This is a genomic window from Blastococcus sp. SYSU DS0510, assembly GCF_054050835.1.
Window position 1 is genome coordinate 56,199 of the sequence record NZ_JBJHAC010000001.1, and the last position, 17,324, is coordinate 73,522.

Genomic DNA, 17,324 nt, shown 5'->3' on the forward strand with positions numbered 1-17,324 from the left:
TCCGCGGCGTGGCCCAGCTCCTGGTCGTCGAGGACGACGAGCGCATCCGCTCCGCGCTCATCCGCGCGCTGCGCGACCGGGGGCACGCGGTCAGCTCGGCGGCCACCGCGCTCGAGGGGTTGCGACAAGCCGTCGACGGGCGGCCGGACCTCGTCGTGCTCGACCTCGGGCTCCCCGATCTCGACGGCGGCGAGCTGCTGCGCATGCTCCGCGCGGTCTCGTCCGTACCGGTCATCGTCGCGACGGCCCGGGACGACGACGGGAGCATCGTGCGGGTCCTGGACGCCGGCGCCGACGACTACGTGCGCAAGCCGTTCAGCGCGGAGCAGCTCGACGCACGCATCCGCGCGGTGCTGCGCCGGAGCAGCCCCGCGGGCAGCGGCGCGGCCGAACTCACCGTGGGAGCACTGACCGTGGACCCGCGCGGCCGCCGGGTGAGCTACGCCGGCCGGCCGGTCGAGCTCGCGCCCAGGGAGTTCGACCTGCTGGCGTACCTGGCCGCGCGGCCCGGCGCGGTGGTCCCGAAGCGGGAGCTGCTGGCGGAGGTGTGGCAGCTCCCGTACGGCGGCTCGGACAAGACCGTCGACGTCCACCTGTCCTGGCTGCGCCGCAAGCTGGGGGACGACGGCGCCCGCATGGTGCAGACGGTGCGCGGCGTCGGCGTCCGCCTGACCGAGCCCGAGCCGTGAGAGGCCGCATCACGCTGCTGGTGGCGGCGACGACGTCGGTCGTCCTGCTCGCCTTCCTGCTCCCCGCCGCGTCGCTGGTCAGCCGCGTGGCCGAGGCCCGAGCCCTGGACGTGGGCCAGGCGCAGCTGCAGTTCCTGCTGCCGTCGGTCGGCCTCGGGGACCAGGACCAGGTCGCCGCGGATCTGGCAGCCCTCTCCGGGGGGCCGCGGGCGGGGGTGCTCTGGACCGACGGGACGACGTGGCTCGGCGAGCGCGGGACCACGACCACCGCACCGGGGAGCCCCGTGGTCGAGGAGTCGGCCGAGGGCACACGCCTCGTCCAGCCGGTGGGCCGTCCCGGCGGCACGGCGGTCGTCGAGGTGCTCGTGCCGGCGGAGCAGCTGCGCGCCGGCGTCGCCCGCACCTGGGCGGTGCTCACCGGGTTGGGCGTCGTCCTCCTGCTGGTGGCCCTCGTCGTCGCCGATCGGCTGGCGCGCTCACTCACCCGCCCGGTGATCGACCTGGCCGCGACGGCACACCGGCTCGGCAGCGGCGAGCTGTCCGCGCGCGCCGTCCCCGCCGGACCACCGGAGGTGCGGGAGGTCGGGGAGGCGGTCAACCGGCTGGCCGGGCGGATCGGCGAGCTGCTGCAGGCCGAGCGGGAGGCAGCGGCCGACCTGGCGCACCGGCTGCGCACGCCGTTGACGGCCCTGCGCCTGGACGCCGAGGGGCTCGCCCCGGCCGATCGGGAGCGGATCCGCGAAGACGTCGACGCGCTGAGCCGCACGGTGGACGCGGTGATCGCCGAAGCCCGCCGCCCGCTGCGCGAGGGGCTCGGGACGGGCTGCGACGCCTCCGCCGTGGTGACCGAGCGGGTGACCTTCTGGTCGGCGCTCGCCGAGGACGAGGGCCGGGTGCTCCGGTTCACCGCCTGTCCCGACGCGCTCCCGGTGCGGGTGCCCGCCGACGACCTCGCCGCCACCGTCGACGCACTGCTCGGCAACGTCTTCCAGCACACGCCGGACGGCACCCACGTCGCCGTGGAGGTCCGGCCGCGAGACGGCGGCGGCGCCCTCCTCACGGTCGCCGACGGTGGACCTGGCCTGGATGCCACGGCGCTCGAGCGAGGCCGGAGCGGCGGCGGGTCCACCGGGCTCGGCCTGGACATCGTCCGGCGGACGGCCGAGGCCTCCCGTGGCCGGCTGCACCTCTCCTCGTCGTCGGCCGGGACACGGGTGACCGTCGAACTGGGCCCGCCCGCCTGATCAGGCGGGTTCGGGCACCCCGCCGGGGTCTCCGCCCGGGTCGTCGGGCGAGGGCTCGACCGGCGCGGGTGGCAGCGTGTCGGGGGTGTCGGGCAGGAGCTCGCCCGGATCGTCGGGCACGGGCTCGCTCGGGTCGATCGGACGGTCGGGCTCCGGGATCGGCGTGACCATGCGACGAGTCAACCAGCACGGTCACCCCACCGGCATGTCGCGAGCGCTCCGCGACGGACGCGTCCTGGCTACGATCGGGCCGGTCAGAGGCGCATCCACGCCCCCGCCGCGGGGCCGACCGGCGTGAGCGAGGGACCAGTGGGCCGAGACCGCGACCAGCAGGGCGCCCGGCCGCTCCCTCCGCGCCTCGACCCGCGCGCCGGCGGGCGCCCCCGCGCCCGGACCGGGTCGAGCGCCGCCGGCCTGCGCGAGCGGGACGGTCGCCGTCGCCTCGTCGTCGGCAGCCGCGTGGTCGCCGGGCTGCTCTCGGTGCTGCTGCTCGTGGGGTCCGGCTGGGGCTGGTACCTCGGCCAGGTCGCCGACGCGACGGTGAACCGCACCGACGCCATCCCCGCCGACGGCAACGACGGCGACGGCGAGGCGATGAACCTCCTGCTGGTGGGCAACGACAGCCGCAGCAACCTGACCGAGGAGCAGCTGGTCGAGCTCAACGCCGGGACGGACTCCGGCATCAACACCGACACGATCATCCTGGTGCACGTGCCCGCCGACGGGTCCCGCGCCTCGTTCGTCTCCTTCCCGCGCGACTCGTGGGTCGAGATCCCCGGCCACGGCGAGGACAAGCTGAACGCCGCCTACGCCTACGGCTACACCGGCGCCGACGACGCCGCGACCGAGGCAGCCCGCCAGGCGGCCGGCGCGCAGCTGCTGGTGCGGACCATCAGCCGGCTCACCGGGCTGGAGATCGACCACTACGCCGAGGTCGACCTGCTCGGCTTCTTCGAGCTGTCGAGCGTCGTCGGCGGCGTCGAGGTCAACCTCTGCAACGCCGTGGACGACCGCGAGTGGTCCGGCGCCTTCTTCCCGGCCGGCCCGCAGACGATCAGCGGCGCGGACGCGCTGAAGTTCGTGCGGCAGCGGCACAACTTCGGCCCGGACGGCCGCGGCGACTTCGACCGCATCGTCCGCCAGCAGGTGTTCATCGCCGGCGTGCTGCGCAAGATGCTCTCCGAGGAGGTGCTGCTGGACCTCGGCAAGCAGCGCGAGCTGGTGCAGGCCGCCGCGGAGTCGCTCACGGTGGACGAGGACCTGGACCTGCTGCAGCTGGCCGAGCAGATGCAGTCGGTCACCACGGGCAGCATCGAGTTCCAGACCGTGCCCAACCTCGGCGTCGACCGGGAGGGCGACGCGTCGATCGTCCGCCTCGAGGACGAGGCCACCCTCCGCCAGTTCTTCTCGCAGCTCTCCGCCGAGCCCGAGCCCGCACCGGAGGAGGCCGCCCCGCCGGAGGCCGCCGACCCCGCGGACGTCTCGGTGGCCGTCTTCAACGGCTCGGGGACGAGCGGGCTGGCCGCCACGGCCCAGGGCGAGCTCGAGGACGCCGGGTTCACGGTGGTCTCCACGGGGAACGCCGACTCCTCCGACTACGCGCAGAGCGAGATCCGCCACGCCGCCGGGGACGAGTCCCTCGCCGCCGCGGTCGCCGCCGCCGTCCCCGGCGCCGTCACCCGGGTCGTCGACGACGCCACGTCGGGCACCGTGCAGCTCGTCCTGGGCTCGGACTACGACGGCGTCGGGCAGGCGACCGACGCCCAGCCGCCGGCGGCGCCGGTCGAGGGCGAGGACGCCCGCACCGCCGCCGACACCGGCTGCATCAACTGACCGCGCCCGGCGGCTCTCACCGCACGCCCGGTGCGGCGGTCAGGACGAGGAACCAGGTGGACAGCACCGCCACCAGCGCGCCGGCCGCCAGCACGCTCCCGCGCAGCACCGGCGAGATGCGCCCCGGAGGGACCCTGAGGACCCAGTTGACCGCCGCGCCGGCCAGGATCAGCGCCGTCAGGGCCAGGAACGAGAGCGCCTGCACCTCAGCGCCCGCCTGACGCGGTCACGGACGGGCCGGCCGGCTCAGGCGACGACGCGGCCGCGCAGGACCGTCCGCTGCGGTCGCTGCAGCGCGTCGAGGTCGGCCCGGGGGTCGGTCTCGTACACGACGACGTCCGCCGTCGCGCCCTCCTCGATGCCGCGCAGCCCCAGCCACTCGCGCGCCTTCCACGACCCCGCGGCCAGCGCCGCCTCGGCGGGGATGCCGGCCCGGCACAGCGCCCGGATCTCGTCGGCGATCACCCCGTGGTCGATCCCGCCACCGGCGTCGGTCCCGGCGAACACCGGCACGCCCGCCTCGTACGCGGCCCGCACGACGGCGCCCGAGTTCGCGTACAGCCGCCGCATCGTGCTGGCGTAGGTGGGGAACTTCTTCTCCCCCGCCGCCGCGAACCCGGGGAAGTTCTCGACGTTGACCAGCGTGGGGACGACGGCGGTGCCGCGGCGGGCCATCTCGCCGATGAGCTCCTCGGTCAGCCCCGTGCCGTGCTCGATGCAGTCGATGCCCGCCTCGATGAGCGCGGGCAGCGCGTCGGTGCCGAAGGTGTGCGCGGTGACCCGCGCGCCCTCCTCGTGCGCGGCCTCGATCGCCGCCGCGACGACGTCGGCCGGCCACTCGGGGGCGAGGTCGCCGACCGAGCGGTCGATCCAGTCACCCACCAGCTTCACCCAGCCGTCGCCGCGCCGGGCCTGGACGCGGGTCTGCTCGACCAGGTCCTCCGGCTCGATCTCGACGCCCAGCCCGGGGATGTACCGGCGGGTGCGGGCGATGTGCCGCCCGGCGCGGATGATCGTGGGCAGCTCGGGGTCGCCGTCGAGCTCCCGGGTGTCGACGGGCGAGCCGCAGTCGCGCAGCGCCAGCACACCGGCGGCCCGTTCGGTCAGCGCCTGCCGCCGGGCGTGGGCGAGGTCCTCGACGTGCCCGCCGCCGCGTGCGATGCCGACGTGGCAGTGCGCGTCGACCAGGCCGGGCAGCAGCCAGCCGCCGCGGCTGACCGTCTCGGCACCCGGCACCGGTTCGAAGGTGAACCGCCCGTCGCGGATCCAGAGGTCGCGGTGCTCCCCCTCGGGCAGCACCACACCGGAGAGGTGGAGGGTCGGGGCGGTCACCGCCCGTTGCCGTCCTTGAACTGGTCGAAGTTCAGCTTGGTCAGGTCGGGCAGGCCCTGACCGGGCGGGAGGCCCGGCATCCCGGCGCCGCCGAAGGGGTTGGCCCCGCCCGGGAGGCCCGCGCCCGGGGGCAGGCCCGGGGCGCCGGCGGGGCGGCGGGCCGGACCGCCCTTGCCCTTGCCCTTCTTGCCCTTGCCCTTCTTCGACTGCGCCTGCATCTGCCGGCCGCGGGCCTTCTTCGACATGGGCCCCATGCCCTGAAGGCCCATGCTCCCGGCCATCTGGCCCATCATCTTCTGCGCCTGGGCGAAGCGCTCCAGCAGCTGGTTGACCTCGGTGACGCTGACCCCGGAGCCGTTCGCGATGCGCACCCGGCGCGACGCGTTGATGATCTTCGAGTTGACCCGCTCCTGCGGCGTCATCGACCGGATGATCGCGGCGGTGCGGTCGAGGTCGCGGTCGTCGACCTGCTTGAGCTGCTCCTTCATCTGGTTCGCGCCCGGGAGCATGCCCAGCAGGTTGGCGATCGGCCCCATCTTGCGGATGGCCACCATCTGCTCGAGGAAGTCCTCGAGAGTGAAGCCCTCGCGGGAGGTGAGCTTGCCGGCCATCTTCTCGGCCTGGTCGGCGTCGAAGGCCTGCTCGGCCTGCTCGATGAGGGTGAGCACGTCACCCATGCCGAGGATGCGGGACGCCATCCGCTCGGGGTGGAAGACGTCGAAGTCGGTGAGCTTCTCGCCGGTGGAGGCGAACATGATCGGCTGGCCGGTCACGTACCGCACCGAGAGGGCCGCACCACCGCGGGCGTCGCCGTCGAGCTTGGTGAGGACGACGCCGGAGAACCCGACGCCCTCCTGGAACGCCTGCGCCGTCGTGACCGCGTCCTGACCGATCATCGCGTCGACGACGAACAGCGTCTCGTCCGGGCGCACGGCGTCGCGGATGTCGGCCGCCTGCTGCATCAGCTCGGCGTCGATGCCCAGCCGGCCGGCGGTGTCGACGACGACGACGTCGTGCATCGTGCGGCGGGCGTGGTCGATGGAGTCGCGGGCCACCTGCACGGGGTCGCCGACGCCGTTGCCCGGCTCGGGCGCGAAGACGTCGACGCCCGCCTGCCCGGCCACGATCGACAGCTGGTTGACCGCGTTGGGGCGCTGCAGGTCGGCGGCCACGAGCAGCGGGGTGTGGCCCTGGGACTTCAGCCAGCGGCCGAGCTTGCCGGCGAGGGTTGTCTTACCGGCACCCTGCAGACCGGCCAGCATGATCACCGTCGGCGAGGTCTTGGCCAGCCGGATCCGGCGGGTCTCGCCACCGAGGATCTGGATGAGCTCCTCGTTGACGATCTTGATGACCTGCTGCGCCGGGTTCAGCGCCTGCGAGACGTCCGCGCCCCGGGCCCGCTCCTTGACGGCGGTGATGAAGGCCCGCACCGCCGGCAGCGCGACGTCGGCCTCCAGCAGCGCGATGCGGATCTCGCGCGCGGTCGCGTCGATGTCGGCGTCGGAGAGCCGACCCTTGCCCCGCAGGCCGGTGAAGACCTTGTCGAGGCGGTCGGAGAGGGTCTCGAACACAGCACGTCCTCGTCACAGCTCGTGGCGCGGCCCGCCGGCCCGACGGCCGGCGACACGGCGACGGGTCCGGGCGTGCCGGACCCTCGCGCCTCCTGGCCCCAGCGTATCCACCCGGCTCTCACGCGGGCGCCACTGCGAACGAGCGACGGCGGCGAGGCGTCCACCCGGACAGGGGCCGGCTCACCGACCTCCCACGGCGGCGCGCACCACGAACAAGCATTGGCCGAAAGCGTTTTCGTGAGTATCGTTGCGCTAATCAGTCCCGGCCGACCGTGAGCGGCCGGACGGAGAGGTGCTCCCCGTGTCCGACATCCTCGACCTGACGGCGCTCGTCCTGGCACTCGGCCTGCTCGGTCTGCGCGCCCACCCCCGCACCCGGTGCTGGGCGCCGCGAGGCCTCCGGCACGCCTCGCCCGCGGGGCCCCCGGCCGCCGCGCCCGCCCGCGGGGAGGAGCGCCGGCTCGCACCTGCGGGTCGCTGAGCCGCCGCGGACCGGCTCAGGACTGCCGGGCGCCCGCTGCCGGTGCGTCCACGGATGCGAGGCCACCCCCGGCCCCGTCCAGGACGAGCGCGAGGAAGTCCCCGACCCGGACGTGCCGCTCCAGGTCGTGCCGGAACCGCCCCTGCATCACGACGGTGTAGCGGTTGCGCCGCCCGACCCGCTCCCGGATGACGTACCCGGCCTGCTCGAGGTCGCCCACGATCATCTGGACGGCCCGCTCGGTGATGCCGACGCGTGTGGCGATGTCGCGCATCCGGGCGTCGGGATCGGCGGCGAGGCTGACCAGGACGTGCCCGTGGTTGGACAGGAAGGTCCAGCTCCCCCCCGGCGCGGTCATGCCGGGCACCCTACGCGACCGCCTCCCACGCCATCACCTGGTCCGAAGCAGTGCATTTCGGGTAACCTGCTTCGCACGAGGGGAGTACCCGATGCGCACGAGCGCAGTCGCTGCCCGCCAGTCCCGGCCCCCGGCCCGGGCGCGACCGGCCCTGACCGGGGGTCGGGGGAGACCTCGCCGCCCCTGGGAGACGCCCTGTGACGTCGCGCCGCACCGCCATCCCGCCGACCGCGAGAGCGATCGCCCCCGTTCCCGCCGGCCGGTCCTCCTCATAACCCCCACCGGGCCCCGGGTGACCTGGCCCTCCCCCGGCCAGGTGCTCCTGCTGCAGTCGGTCCGGGCGGACCCGTGCATCAGCGTGCTCGCCGCGACCACCCCGTCGCCGCGCATGACCGACACGGACGTGCGGCGCCTTCGCCGGCTGGCCGACGACGCCGTCGCCCGGCTGGCCGAGGGCGACCACCCCGACGTCCACCTGCTCCGGACCGCGCTCGACGAGGTGGTCGCCGGCGCCTCCACGCTGGCGACCGGGTCGGGGATCGGCCTCTACGTCAGCGCCCACGTGCGCGAGGTCGTGCGACTGCCCGTCCCCGTCGCCGACCGCGTGGTCGTCGACCCCTCCTTCGCCACGCGCGACCTCGTGCGGGCGCTGCACCGGACGCCCCATCACGTCGCGCTGCTGCTCGGAGAGCACGAGGCCAGGCTGATGGTCGGGGTGGCCGACGACCTGCGGCCACCGCCGCGCAGCGCCTTCCCCCTCACGGCGGACGGGGCGCCGGTCGACGCCTTCCTGCGCCGGGTGGACGAGGCGCTGGGCACCTACCTCCAGCTGCACCCGGCACCGCTGGTCCTGGTCGGGGCCGAGCACGTCGTCGGGCGCTTCCGCCGGCAGTCGCGCAACACCCACCGGCTGGCCGGGACGCTGGACGCCAACCTCACCCGCTCACCCGTGACGACCCTCGTGCCGCGGATCAGAGAGGTGCTGCAGGCCTACCTCCGGTCCCGCCAGGACGAGGCGCTGGAGCACCTGGACCGGCGGCGGTCGCGGAACGCGGTCGTGGAGGGCATCGACTCCTGCTGGCTCGCCGCCCGGCGGGAGCGTCCGGAGATGCTCGCGGTCGAGGAGGGCTTCACCTACGCCGCCCGGCTCAGCCCGGACGGCGACTTCCTCACCCGCGCCGACGACGTCGAGCACCCGGACGTCGTCGACGACGTCGTCGACGAGCTGATCGAGACGGTGCTCCTGCGCGGCGGGTGGATCGCCTTCGTCGACGACGGCGCCCTGGCCGAGCACGGACGGGTGGCGCTCACCATCCGCTGACCGGGGTCAGGCCGCGCGGGAGAGCCCTGCCGCGACAGCACCGGCCGGCACGGCCCCGACGACCAGGGCCGCGCCGCAGTCGACGCAGGCCCACTCGGGGCACTCGCCGCCGTCCTCGGTGTGGCCGTCGACGCACGGCGGCTGCACGAAGTCCCGGTCGTCCTCGCAGGACGGGCAGGGCCAGTGGCGGCTCTCCACGAGCGAGCTCCTCTCGGCAGATGGGACCGGTCCGTCCCGTTCTGCCTCGACGCTCGCACGGACCACTGACAGAACCCGGTAGCTCAGGCCGGCGTGTCGGGCCCCACCGCCACCGCGGGGCCACGGGTGGCGGCGACCAGGGCCGCGTCGACCCGTTCACGCTGCCCCTGGTCCACCGGGGAGCCCGAGGGGTTGGCGACGTAGAAGCAGTCGACGGCGTCGCCCCCGAGGGTCTCGATGCGGGCCGACGTGACGTCGAGCCCCTCCCCCGCGATCGCCGCGGTCAGCCGGTAGAGCAGCCCCGCCCGGTCCCCGGCACGCACCTCCACGATGCCGGTCGCCTGCCCGCTGACCTCGTGGTTGTGCCACGAGATCCGCGGGGGCGCGGTCCGGGCCTCCTGGTGGTAGTCGGCCTCCCGCTGGCGCAGCCGCTCCGGCAGCCGGAGCGTGCCCTCGAGGGCGGCCCGCACGCCGTCGGCGAGGATCTCCGGCACCGGCGCCCGGCCGAACCGGGGCCGCACCGAGTAGACGCCGGTGCTGTACCCGTCGGCCACGGTCATCTTCGCCGCCCGCACGTCGAGCTGGTTGAGTGCGAGCACACCGGCGCAGGTGCTGAGCAGGCCCGGCCGGTCGGGGGCCCCGATGGTCACCTGCTGGCCGTCGGCCACCTCCTCGATGGCGACGGTCACGCCCCGCGTCGCGCCGGGGATGCCGGGGACCTGCACCGTGGCCTGCGCGCGCGTGGCCGGGTGCAGCACGGGTTCCGGCGCCACCAGCGGGGTGCCGCCGAGGACGGCCTGCACCCGCGCGACGAGGGCCGCCACCAGGTGCGCTTTCCACGGCGACCAGGCGGAGGCGCTGGTGGCGGCGCCGTCGGCCTGCGCCAGCGCGTGCAGCAGCTGCAGCACCGAGGGGTCGCGCCCGATGGTGGCCGCCACCCGCTCGATGGTCGCGGGGTCGTCGATGTCGCGCCGGGTCGCCGTCGCCGGGAGGAGGAGGTGGTGGCGCACCAGGGTGCCCAGGATGGCGACGTCGGCGTCGGCGAAGCCCATGCGGGCACCGATCGCTGCGGCGACGGGCTCCCCCACCACGCTGTGGTCGCCCGGCCAGCCCTTGCCGATGTCGTGCAGCAACGCGGCGACCAGCAGGAGGTCGGGGCGGTCGACGTCGCGGGTCAGCTCGGAGGCCGCGGCCGCCGCCTCGATCAGGTGCCGGTCGACGGTGAACCGGTGCCACGGGTGCCGCTGCGGCAGCGAGCGCACCCGGTCCCACTCCGGCAGCAGCCTGGCCAGCAGCCCCTCCTGGTCCAGCTGCTCCAGCACCGGCACCGCCGACCGGCCGCTGGCCAGGACCCGCAGGAAGGACCAGCGCGCCTCGGCCGGCCACGGCTCGGGCATGGGGGGGCTGTGCACCGCGAGCACCTTGAGCGTGTACGGGGAGAGCAGCAGGTCGGCCCGGGCGGCGGCCGCCGCGGCGCGCAGCAGCAGGCCCGGGTCGGCGGCGGGCTTCGCGCCCTGGGCGAGCACCACCTCGTCGCCCTGCCGGACGACGCCCTCGGCCAGCGGCTCGCGGCGCACCCGGCGGTAGCGGCCGCGGGGACGCCGGACGAGCCCCGCCTCCACCCGCCGCCAGGTCTCGTCGGCGACGAAGGCCAGCCGCCGCCCGGCCAGGCTCACCTCCCGCAGGAGCACGTCCTCGTCGGCCAGGCCGAGCGCGGCGGCGACCGCCCGCTGCTCCTGGCGGACCAGGACGTCGGCGGCGCGCCCCGACCGGCGGCGCAGCTCGTCGCGCACGTCCAGGAGGAAGGCGTAGGCCTGCTCGACCTCGGACGCGGGCTCGTCGGCGAGCTGCGCGGCGGCCGCGGCACGGAGCACCTGCCCCTCGCGCAGCCCGCCGTAGGCCTCCTTGAGGTCCGGCTCGAGCAGGAAGGCGAGCTCGCCGAGCCGGCGGGCGCGGTCGCGGCGCAGGTCCCTCAGCTGCGGCAGCAGACGGACGGCGTGCTGCCGCCAGCTGGCCAGGGTCGCGGTGCGCAGCCGGGCGGCCAGCCCGGCGTCGCCGGCCACCAGCCGGGCGTCCAGGAGCCCGAGGCCGGCCTTGACGTCGGTGGAGGCGACGCCCACCGCCTCGGCGACCGACCGCACCGAGTGGTCCAGCCGCAGCCCGGCGTCCCAGACCGGGTACCACAGCGCATCGGCGACGGCGGCGACCTCCGGCCGGTCCTCGTGCACGAGCACCAGGTCCAGGTCCCCGTGCGGGGGGAGCTCCCGGCGGCCGAGGCTGCCGACGGCGACCAGGGCCAGGCCGTCGGTCCCCGTGCGGGGCGGCGGCCCGCCCCGCCGAGCCCGGGCCGGCGGCGTGCCACCGACGGCGTCGTCCAGCAGCCCGGCGAGCCACCGGTCCAGGGCCTCGACCCGCCCAGCGCGGGTCAGCCCCGGCAGCCCCTCGGTGTCCAGCACGGCTCCCCCTCGGTACGGCCCGGATGGAAAGGCGTCGGCCGGGGCGGTGACGAGACCACCACCCCGGCCGACGGAAGAAGTACCTCCTGCCCCCGCAGCTCGCACGCTCGCCGCGGGGGCGGGGGCCGGGTCCCTCAGATGGCGTCGTCCCCGCGTTCCCCGGTGCGGACCCGGACGATCTCGTCGATCGTGGTGACCCACACCTTCCCGTCGCCGATCTGGCCGGTGGAGGCCGCCTCGACGACGGCGTCCACCACCCGCGCGGCGTCGAGCTCGCCGACGACGACCTCGATGCGGACCTTGGGCACGAAGTCCACCTGGTACTCCGCCCCGCGGTAGACCTCGGTGTGCCCCCGCTGGCGGCCGAAGCCCTGGACCTCGCTGACGGTGAGCCCGGCGATGCCGATCAGCTCGAGCGCGTTCTTGACGTCGTCCAGCTTGAACGGCTTGACGATCGCGGTGACCAGCTTCATGCCAGCGTCCTCTCCGTGTTGCGGGCCTCGGCACGCGCCTGGCCGGCCAGTGGTGCGGTGGAACCGCTGCTGCCGAGCGAGGCGAAGTCGTAGGCCGACTCGGCGTGCGCGACGTTGTCGATGCCGGTGACCTCGTCCTCCTCGGTGATGCGGAAGCCCATCGTCTTCTGGATGACGAACCCGATGACCAGCGTAAGGACGAAGGAGAAGACGAGGACGGCCACCGCCCCGACGACCTGGCGCCACAGCTGGTCGACGCTGCCGCCGAAGAGCAGGCTCTCCACGCCCGCGGGGGCGTCGGGGTCGGCCAGGAAGCCGATGGCGATCGTGCCCCACAGGCCGCCGACCAGGTGGACGCCGACGACGTCGAGCGAGTCGTCGTAGCCCAGCTTGTACTTCAGGCCCACCGCCAGGGCGCACAGCACGCCGGCGACGGCCCCGACGAGGATCGCCCCGACCGGCGAGACCGCCGAGCAGGCGGGGGTGATGGCGACCAGGCCGGCGACGACGCCGGACGCGGCGCCCAGCGAGGTGGCGTGGCCGTCGCGGATCTTCTCGATGAGCAGCCAGCCCAGCACCGCCGCCGCGGTGGCGACCAGCGTGTTCACCCAGGCGACCGCGGCGGTGTTGTTCGCGGCGACGGCGGAGCCGGCGTTGAAGCCGAACCAGCCGAACCACAGCAGCCCGGCGCCGATCATCACCAGCGGCAGGTTGTGCGGGCGCATCGCGTCCCGGCCGAAGCCGCGCCGCTTGCCGAGCACCAGGGCGAGGGCGAGGCCCGCCGCACCGGCGTTGATGTGGACGGCGGTGCCACCGGCGAAGTCGATCGCGGCGAGGTCGTTGGCGATCCAGCCGCCGATCACGTCGTCGACGTCGAAGGCGAACACCCAGTGCGCGACAGGGAAGTAGACGATCGTGGCCCAGATGCCGACGAAGACCATCCACGCGCCGAACCTGGCGCGGTCGGCGATGGCACCGGAGATCAGCGCGACGGTGATGATGGCGAACACGGCCTGGAAGCCGACGAAGGCCATGGCGGGCAGGCCACCGGCCTCGCTGGTCGTGTCCTCCATCAGGCCGGCGAGGCCGAAGTACTCGGCCGGGTCGCCGATCAGGCCGCTGCCCCCGACGCTGTCACCGAAGGCGATCGAGTAGCCGTAGAGCACCCACAGCACGCTGACCAGGGCCAGGGCGCCGAAGCTCATCATCATCATGTTCAGCACGCTCTTCGCGCGGACCATGCCGCCGTAGAAGAGCGCGAGGCCTGGCGTCATCAGCAGCACGAGCGCCGCGCTGGTGAGGATCCAGGCGGTGTCGCCGGTGTTGACCACGGCAACCTCCTGTGTCGGGTCGTCGGCCGGGCGGCCGTATCGGTGGGCTCGGGCCCTCCGTGCGAGGAGGGGCGACGCGGTGTTCACCGTGCCGGTCGCGTGTTTCCGGCGACGTCGGCGCCGCGTTTCGCGGGCGTGAACTCCGCGCCGCGTGTCCCGCTCCCGCGTTGCGGGCGTGTTGCGCGCCCCCAGGAACCCGGCTCCTCACCCACCGAGCGCGGGGATCACCCCTCTCCGACGAGGCCCTCCGCGAACGCCCGCGGCTCGAACGGCGCGAGGTCGTCGGGACCCTCCCCCAGACCGATGAGCTTCACCGGGATGCCCAGCTCCTGCTGCACCCGGACGACGATGCCGCCCTTGGCGGTGCCGTCGAGCTTGGTGAGCACCACGCCGGTGACCTCGACCGCCTCGGTGAACACCCGTGCCTGCACGACGCCGTTCTGGCCGGTGGTGGCGTCGAGCACCAGCAGCACCTCGGTGACCGGCGACTGCTTCTCCACGACCCGCTTCACCTTGCCGAGCTCGTCCATCAGCCCCGACTTGGTGTGCAGCCGGCCCGCGGTGTCGACGACGACCGTGTCCACCTCGGCCTCGACGCCGGTGCGCACCGCCTCGAACGCCACGGCCGCGGGGTCGCCGCCCTCCCGACCGCGGACGGTGAGCACGCCCACCCGCTCGCCCCAGGTCTCCAGCTGGTCGGCCGCGGCGGCCCGGAAGGTGTCGGCCGCGCCGAGGATCACGCTCTTGCCGTCGCCGACCAGCACGCGGGCGAGCTTGCCGACGGTGGTGGTCTTGCCGGCGCCGTTGACGCCCACGACCAGCACGACGCCGGGCCGCCCCTCGTGCCGCGAGGTGCCCAGCGACCGGTCGAGGTCGGGACCCAGGACGGCGACGAGGTTGTCGATCAGGAGCTCGCGCAGTTCAGCGCCGGTGGCGGTGGCGAGCACCATGGACTGGGTGCGCAGCCGCTCCACGATCTGGGTGGTCGCGGAGATGCCCACGTCGGCGGCGAGCAGGGTCTCCTCGATCTCCTCCCAGTCGTCCTCGGTCAGCTTCTCGCGGGCCAGGACGGTGAGCAGGCCGCGGCCCAGCGACGACTGCGAGCGGGCCAGCCGCGAGCGCAGCCGCACCAGCCGGCCGGCCGAGGGGGCCGGGGTGTCGAAGACCAGCCCCGGCTCGGGCTCGGCCGGGGGCAGCTCCACCGTCGGCGGGGCGTCGGGGACGACCGCGTCGGGCTGGTCCTGCAGTCCCAGGCCGGAGGCGGTGGCGCCCGTCGGCCGCGGCTGGTCGGCCGGTGGCGCGGGAGGCCGGGGCCGGGTCAGCGTCGTGCCGCTGACGGCGTCGTCGTCCAGGCGCGTGGTCCGCCGGCCGCGGCCGACGAGGAGGCTGACACCGAGGACCAGTGCCACGACCAGGATCGCGATCGCGATCAGCACGAATTCCATGCCCCCGAGTCTCCCAGCACCCGCCCGCGGAGCACCTCCGGCACGGCGGGTCCCCGCAGGCACGGGCCGATGCGCCAGGCTGTGCCCATGCCGCCGCCCGCCTCGTCCTCCCCCGCCCTCGTGCTAGGCCCCCTCCTGCGGCACGTGGACCCGGTCTCGGCCACCGTCTGGGTGGAGACCGACCGGCCGTGCGAGGTCGACGTCCTGGGCCGGACGGCCCGCACCTTCTGCGTCGGCAGCCACCACTACGCCCTGGTGCTGGTGGAGGAGCTCGAGCCGGGCAGCACGACCCCCTACGAGGTGCGCCTCGACGGCGACCTCGTCTGGCCGCCGGCCGACTCGGAGTTCCCGGCCAGCCGGATCCGGACGCCCGGCGGGCCGGGTGCGTTCCGGCTGGCCTTCGGCTCCTGCCGCTACGCCAGCCCGGGCACCGTCGAGGCGTCCGAAGGGATCCCACCGGACGCCCTCGACCTCTACGCCGGCCGGGTGGCGGGCCTGCCGGAGGACCGGTGGCCCGACGCGCTGGTGCTCCTGGGCGACCAGGTGTACGCCGACGAGCTCACGACGCACACGAAGTCGCTGCTGCACCGCCGGCGCGATGCGCGCACCACCGGCGGCCGCGGACCGGACGACCAGGTCGCGGACTTCGAGGAGTACACCCGGCTGTACTACGAGTCCTGGCAGGACCCCCGGGTGCGGTGGCTGCTGTCGACGATCCCGTCCTCGATGATCTTCGACGACCACGAGATGATCGACGACTGGAACACCTCCGCGGCCTGGCGGGCCACGGCCTCGCAGGAACCCTGGTGGCGCGGGCGGATCACCGGCGGTCTGGTCAGCTACTGGATCTACCAGCACCTGGGCAACCTCAGCCCGCAAGAGCTGGCCGAGAACAAGACCTGGCAGGCGATCCAGGACCTGAGCGCCGACGACCCCACCCGGGACGCCCAGCCGATGCTCCGCGAGATGGCCGAGCTGGCGGACGCGGAACCGGCGACGATCCGGTGGAGCTTCGTGCGGCACTGGGGCGACGCCCGGCTGATCATGGTCGACACCCGGGCCGGCCGGGTCCTCGAGGAGCAGCACCGCCGCATGCTCGACGAGGACGAGTTCGCCTGGGTCGAGGCCGCCATGCGCCGCGCCGTGCACGAGGGCGTGGAGCACCTGATCATCGGCACCTCGCTGCCCTGGTTGCTGCCGCACGCGATCCACAACGTGGAGCGCTGGAACGAGACGCTGAACGTGCGGCACCACGGCCGCTGGCGAGGAAGGATCGCCGAGGTGATCCGGCAGGCCGCGGACCTGGAGCACTGGTCGGCGTTCGGGCACTCCTTCGAGCGGCTCGGTGCGGCGCTGACCGCGGTCGCCCGAGGCGACCACGGCCGGGCCCCCGCGACCGCTCTGGTCCTCTCCGGTGACGTCCACCACGCCTACGCGGCCGAGCTGGTGCGCCCCGGCGGGCTCCGGGCCCGCGTGCACCAGCTCACCGTCTCCCCGCTGCACAACCAGGCGCCCCACCCCGTCCGCATCGGTTTCAAGATCGGCTGGAGCCGGGCGGCGCGCCGGTGGACCGAACGCCTGGCGCGACTGGTGAAGGCAGCACCCACCGGCCTCGAGTGGGAGAAGCAGGCCGGCCCCTACTTCGGCAACCAGATCGGCGAGCTGGTGCTCGACGGCCGGGAGGCGCGCTTCGTGCTGTCGGTGAGCGAGCGGGGCGCCACCACGCTGAGCCAGGTCCTGGACGCGCCGCTGTCGAGCGCCTGAGAGGGTGAGGAGGTGACGAAGCCGGCCCCCGGTCCCGACCAGCCGCCGATCCCGGTCCGCCTGGTCACCTTCAACACCCACCACGGCGTGGGCGCCGACGAGCGCCACGACCTGCCCCGGCTGGCCACGCTGCTGGCCTCGGTGGACGCCGACGTCATCTGCCTGCAGGAGGTGGACCGCCACTTCGGCGCGCGCAGCGAGGACGTCGACCAGGCCCTCCTGCTGTCCCGGGCGCTGGACATGCAGCTGGCCTGGGGGCCGGCCATCGACGAGCAGCGGCCGGGCGACCAGCCGCCTCGGCAGTACGGCAACGCACTGCTCTCGCGGCTGCCGATCCTGATCAGCGACGTCCACCGACTGCCGGGGAGCGGTGAGCCGCGCAGCGCGCTGCGGACCATGGTCGAGCTCGACGGCGGGGCGCTGTGGATCACCGCGACGCACCTCACCACGCGCTCGGCGGAAGAGCGCGGGGCACAGGTGGCGGCGCTGGCGGCGCTGCACACCGACTCGATGGAGACCGGCGTGCTGGTCGGCGACTTCAACGCCGCGCCCGACGCCCCGGAGCTCGACGCGCTGCGCCAGCGGTTCACCGACGCCTGGCGGCTGGCGCGGGCCCGTGACGACCAGGCCGGCTGGCGGTTCTGGCAGTCCGACGCCGGCCACACCCACCCGGCGCGGTCGCCGCACCGGCGCATCGACCAGGTGTGGGTCTCGCCGGGGGTCGCCGTCGCCGGGGCGCGCGTCCTCGACGGCGGGGGCGCCTCGGACCACCTGCCCGTGGTCGTCGACCTCGAAGTCCGCTCGGGCGTCTGAGCGGACCCGGCACTA

The 17,324-nt window shown here is 74.8% G+C and carries 17 protein-coding genes; 7 read left to right on the top strand and 10 right to left on the bottom strand.

Annotated elements, in window-relative coordinates:
- Positions 1 to 8: 8 nt before the first annotated feature.
- Both ACI79P_RS00315 and ACI79P_RS00320 read left to right on the top strand, forming a co-directional pair.
- Complete coding sequence (locus ACI79P_RS00315) at positions 9 to 689, top strand: response regulator transcription factor (RefSeq protein WP_456579047.1); 681 nt, start codon at positions 9 to 11, stop codon at positions 687 to 689.
- A complete protein-coding gene (locus tag ACI79P_RS00320) occupies positions 686 to 1,933 on the top strand; it encodes a sensor histidine kinase (protein WP_456579048.1) in 1,248 nt (415 codons plus the stop codon). The genes ACI79P_RS00315 and ACI79P_RS00320 overlap by 4 nt, the downstream gene beginning before the upstream one ends.
- On the opposite strand, the gene ACI79P_RS00325 is transcribed toward ACI79P_RS00320, so the two are convergent.
- Positions 1,934 to 2,104, bottom strand: coding sequence for a hypothetical protein (locus tag ACI79P_RS00325; protein WP_456579049.1), 171 nt, complete (start codon positions 2,102 to 2,104; stop codon positions 1,934 to 1,936).
- Positions 2,105 to 2,227: 123 nt separating this feature from the next.
- On the opposite strand from ACI79P_RS00325, the gene ACI79P_RS00330 reads away from it, so the two are divergent.
- On the top strand, positions 2,228 to 3,766 hold the full coding sequence (locus ACI79P_RS00330; protein WP_456579050.1) for an LCP family protein: 1,539 nt from the start codon (positions 2,228 to 2,230) through the stop codon (positions 3,764 to 3,766).
- Between the two features lie 16 nt (positions 3,767 to 3,782).
- Here the strand turns inward: ACI79P_RS00330 and ACI79P_RS00335 are convergent, their stop codons facing one another.
- The 3 genes from ACI79P_RS00335 to ffh are packed head-to-tail and all read right to left on the bottom strand — an operon-like array spanning position 3,783 to position 6,669.
- Positions 3,783 to 3,971, bottom strand: coding sequence for a hypothetical protein (locus tag ACI79P_RS00335; protein WP_456579051.1), 189 nt, complete (start codon positions 3,969 to 3,971; stop codon positions 3,783 to 3,785).
- A 41-nt stretch (positions 3,972 to 4,012) separates the two neighbouring features.
- Positions 4,013 to 5,098, bottom strand: coding sequence for an amidohydrolase family protein (locus tag ACI79P_RS00340; protein WP_456579052.1), 1,086 nt, complete (start codon positions 5,096 to 5,098; stop codon positions 4,013 to 4,015).
- Positions 5,095 to 6,669 (bottom strand): signal recognition particle protein, encoded by a 1,575-nt coding sequence (ffh, locus tag ACI79P_RS00345; protein ID WP_456579053.1) that lies wholly within the window; start codon positions 6,667 to 6,669, stop codon positions 5,095 to 5,097. Before ffh ends, ACI79P_RS00340 begins: the two co-directional genes overlap by 4 nt.
- Positions 6,670 to 6,970: 301 nt before the next feature.
- Here ffh and ACI79P_RS00350 point away from each other — a divergent pair, with 301 nt between their 5' ends.
- Positions 6,971 to 7,150, top strand: a complete 180-nt coding sequence (locus ACI79P_RS00350; protein ID WP_456579054.1) for a hypothetical protein — start codon at positions 6,971 to 6,973, stop codon at positions 7,148 to 7,150.
- A 16-nt stretch (positions 7,151 to 7,166) separates the two neighbouring features.
- Here the strand turns inward: ACI79P_RS00350 and ACI79P_RS00355 are convergent, their stop codons facing one another.
- Positions 7,167 to 7,508 (bottom strand): helix-turn-helix transcriptional regulator, encoded by a 342-nt coding sequence (locus ACI79P_RS00355; RefSeq protein ID WP_456579055.1) that lies wholly within the window; start codon positions 7,506 to 7,508, stop codon positions 7,167 to 7,169.
- Between the two features lie 292 nt (positions 7,509 to 7,800).
- On the opposite strand from ACI79P_RS00355, the gene ACI79P_RS00360 reads away from it, so the two are divergent.
- Positions 7,801 to 8,829 (top strand): baeRF3 domain-containing protein, encoded by a 1,029-nt coding sequence (locus ACI79P_RS00360; protein ID WP_456579056.1) that lies wholly within the window; start codon positions 7,801 to 7,803, stop codon positions 8,827 to 8,829.
- A 6-nt stretch (positions 8,830 to 8,835) separates the two neighbouring features.
- Here ACI79P_RS00360 and ACI79P_RS00365 read toward each other — a convergent pair whose 3' ends face one another.
- From ACI79P_RS00365 to ftsY, 5 genes are all read right to left on the bottom strand, one after another.
- Positions 8,836 to 9,027 (bottom strand): hypothetical protein, encoded by a 192-nt coding sequence (locus ACI79P_RS00365; protein ID WP_456579057.1) that lies wholly within the window; start codon positions 9,025 to 9,027, stop codon positions 8,836 to 8,838.
- Between the two features lie 83 nt (positions 9,028 to 9,110).
- Positions 9,111 to 11,483, bottom strand: a complete 2,373-nt coding sequence (locus ACI79P_RS00370; protein ID WP_456579058.1) for a [protein-PII] uridylyltransferase — start codon at positions 11,481 to 11,483, stop codon at positions 9,111 to 9,113.
- Positions 11,484 to 11,617: 134 nt separating this feature from the next.
- Entirely contained in the window at positions 11,618 to 11,956 is a 339-nt protein-coding gene (locus ACI79P_RS00375) for a P-II family nitrogen regulator (protein WP_456579059.1), read from the bottom strand.
- Positions 11,953 to 13,287 (bottom strand): ammonium transporter, encoded by a 1,335-nt coding sequence (locus ACI79P_RS00380; RefSeq protein WP_456579060.1) that lies wholly within the window; start codon positions 13,285 to 13,287, stop codon positions 11,953 to 11,955. Before ACI79P_RS00380 ends, ACI79P_RS00375 begins: the two co-directional genes overlap by 4 nt.
- A gap of 224 nt (positions 13,288 to 13,511) precedes the next feature.
- Positions 13,512 to 14,732, bottom strand: a complete 1,221-nt coding sequence (ftsY, locus tag ACI79P_RS00385) for a signal recognition particle-docking protein FtsY (RefSeq protein ID WP_456579061.1) — start codon at positions 14,730 to 14,732, stop codon at positions 13,512 to 13,514.
- A gap of 87 nt (positions 14,733 to 14,819) precedes the next feature.
- Here ftsY and ACI79P_RS00390 point away from each other — a divergent pair, with 87 nt between their 5' ends.
- On the top strand, positions 14,820 to 16,496 hold the full coding sequence (locus ACI79P_RS00390) for an alkaline phosphatase D family protein (protein ID WP_456579062.1): 1,677 nt from the start codon (positions 14,820 to 14,822) through the stop codon (positions 16,494 to 16,496).
- A gap of 12 nt (positions 16,497 to 16,508) precedes the next feature.
- Positions 16,509 to 17,309 carry an endonuclease/exonuclease/phosphatase family protein gene (locus ACI79P_RS00395; protein ID WP_456579063.1) on the top strand — a complete coding sequence of 267 codons (801 nt, stop codon included), beginning with the start codon at positions 16,509 to 16,511 and terminating at the stop codon, positions 17,307 to 17,309.
- Positions 17,310 to 17,324 lie beyond the last annotated feature (15 nt).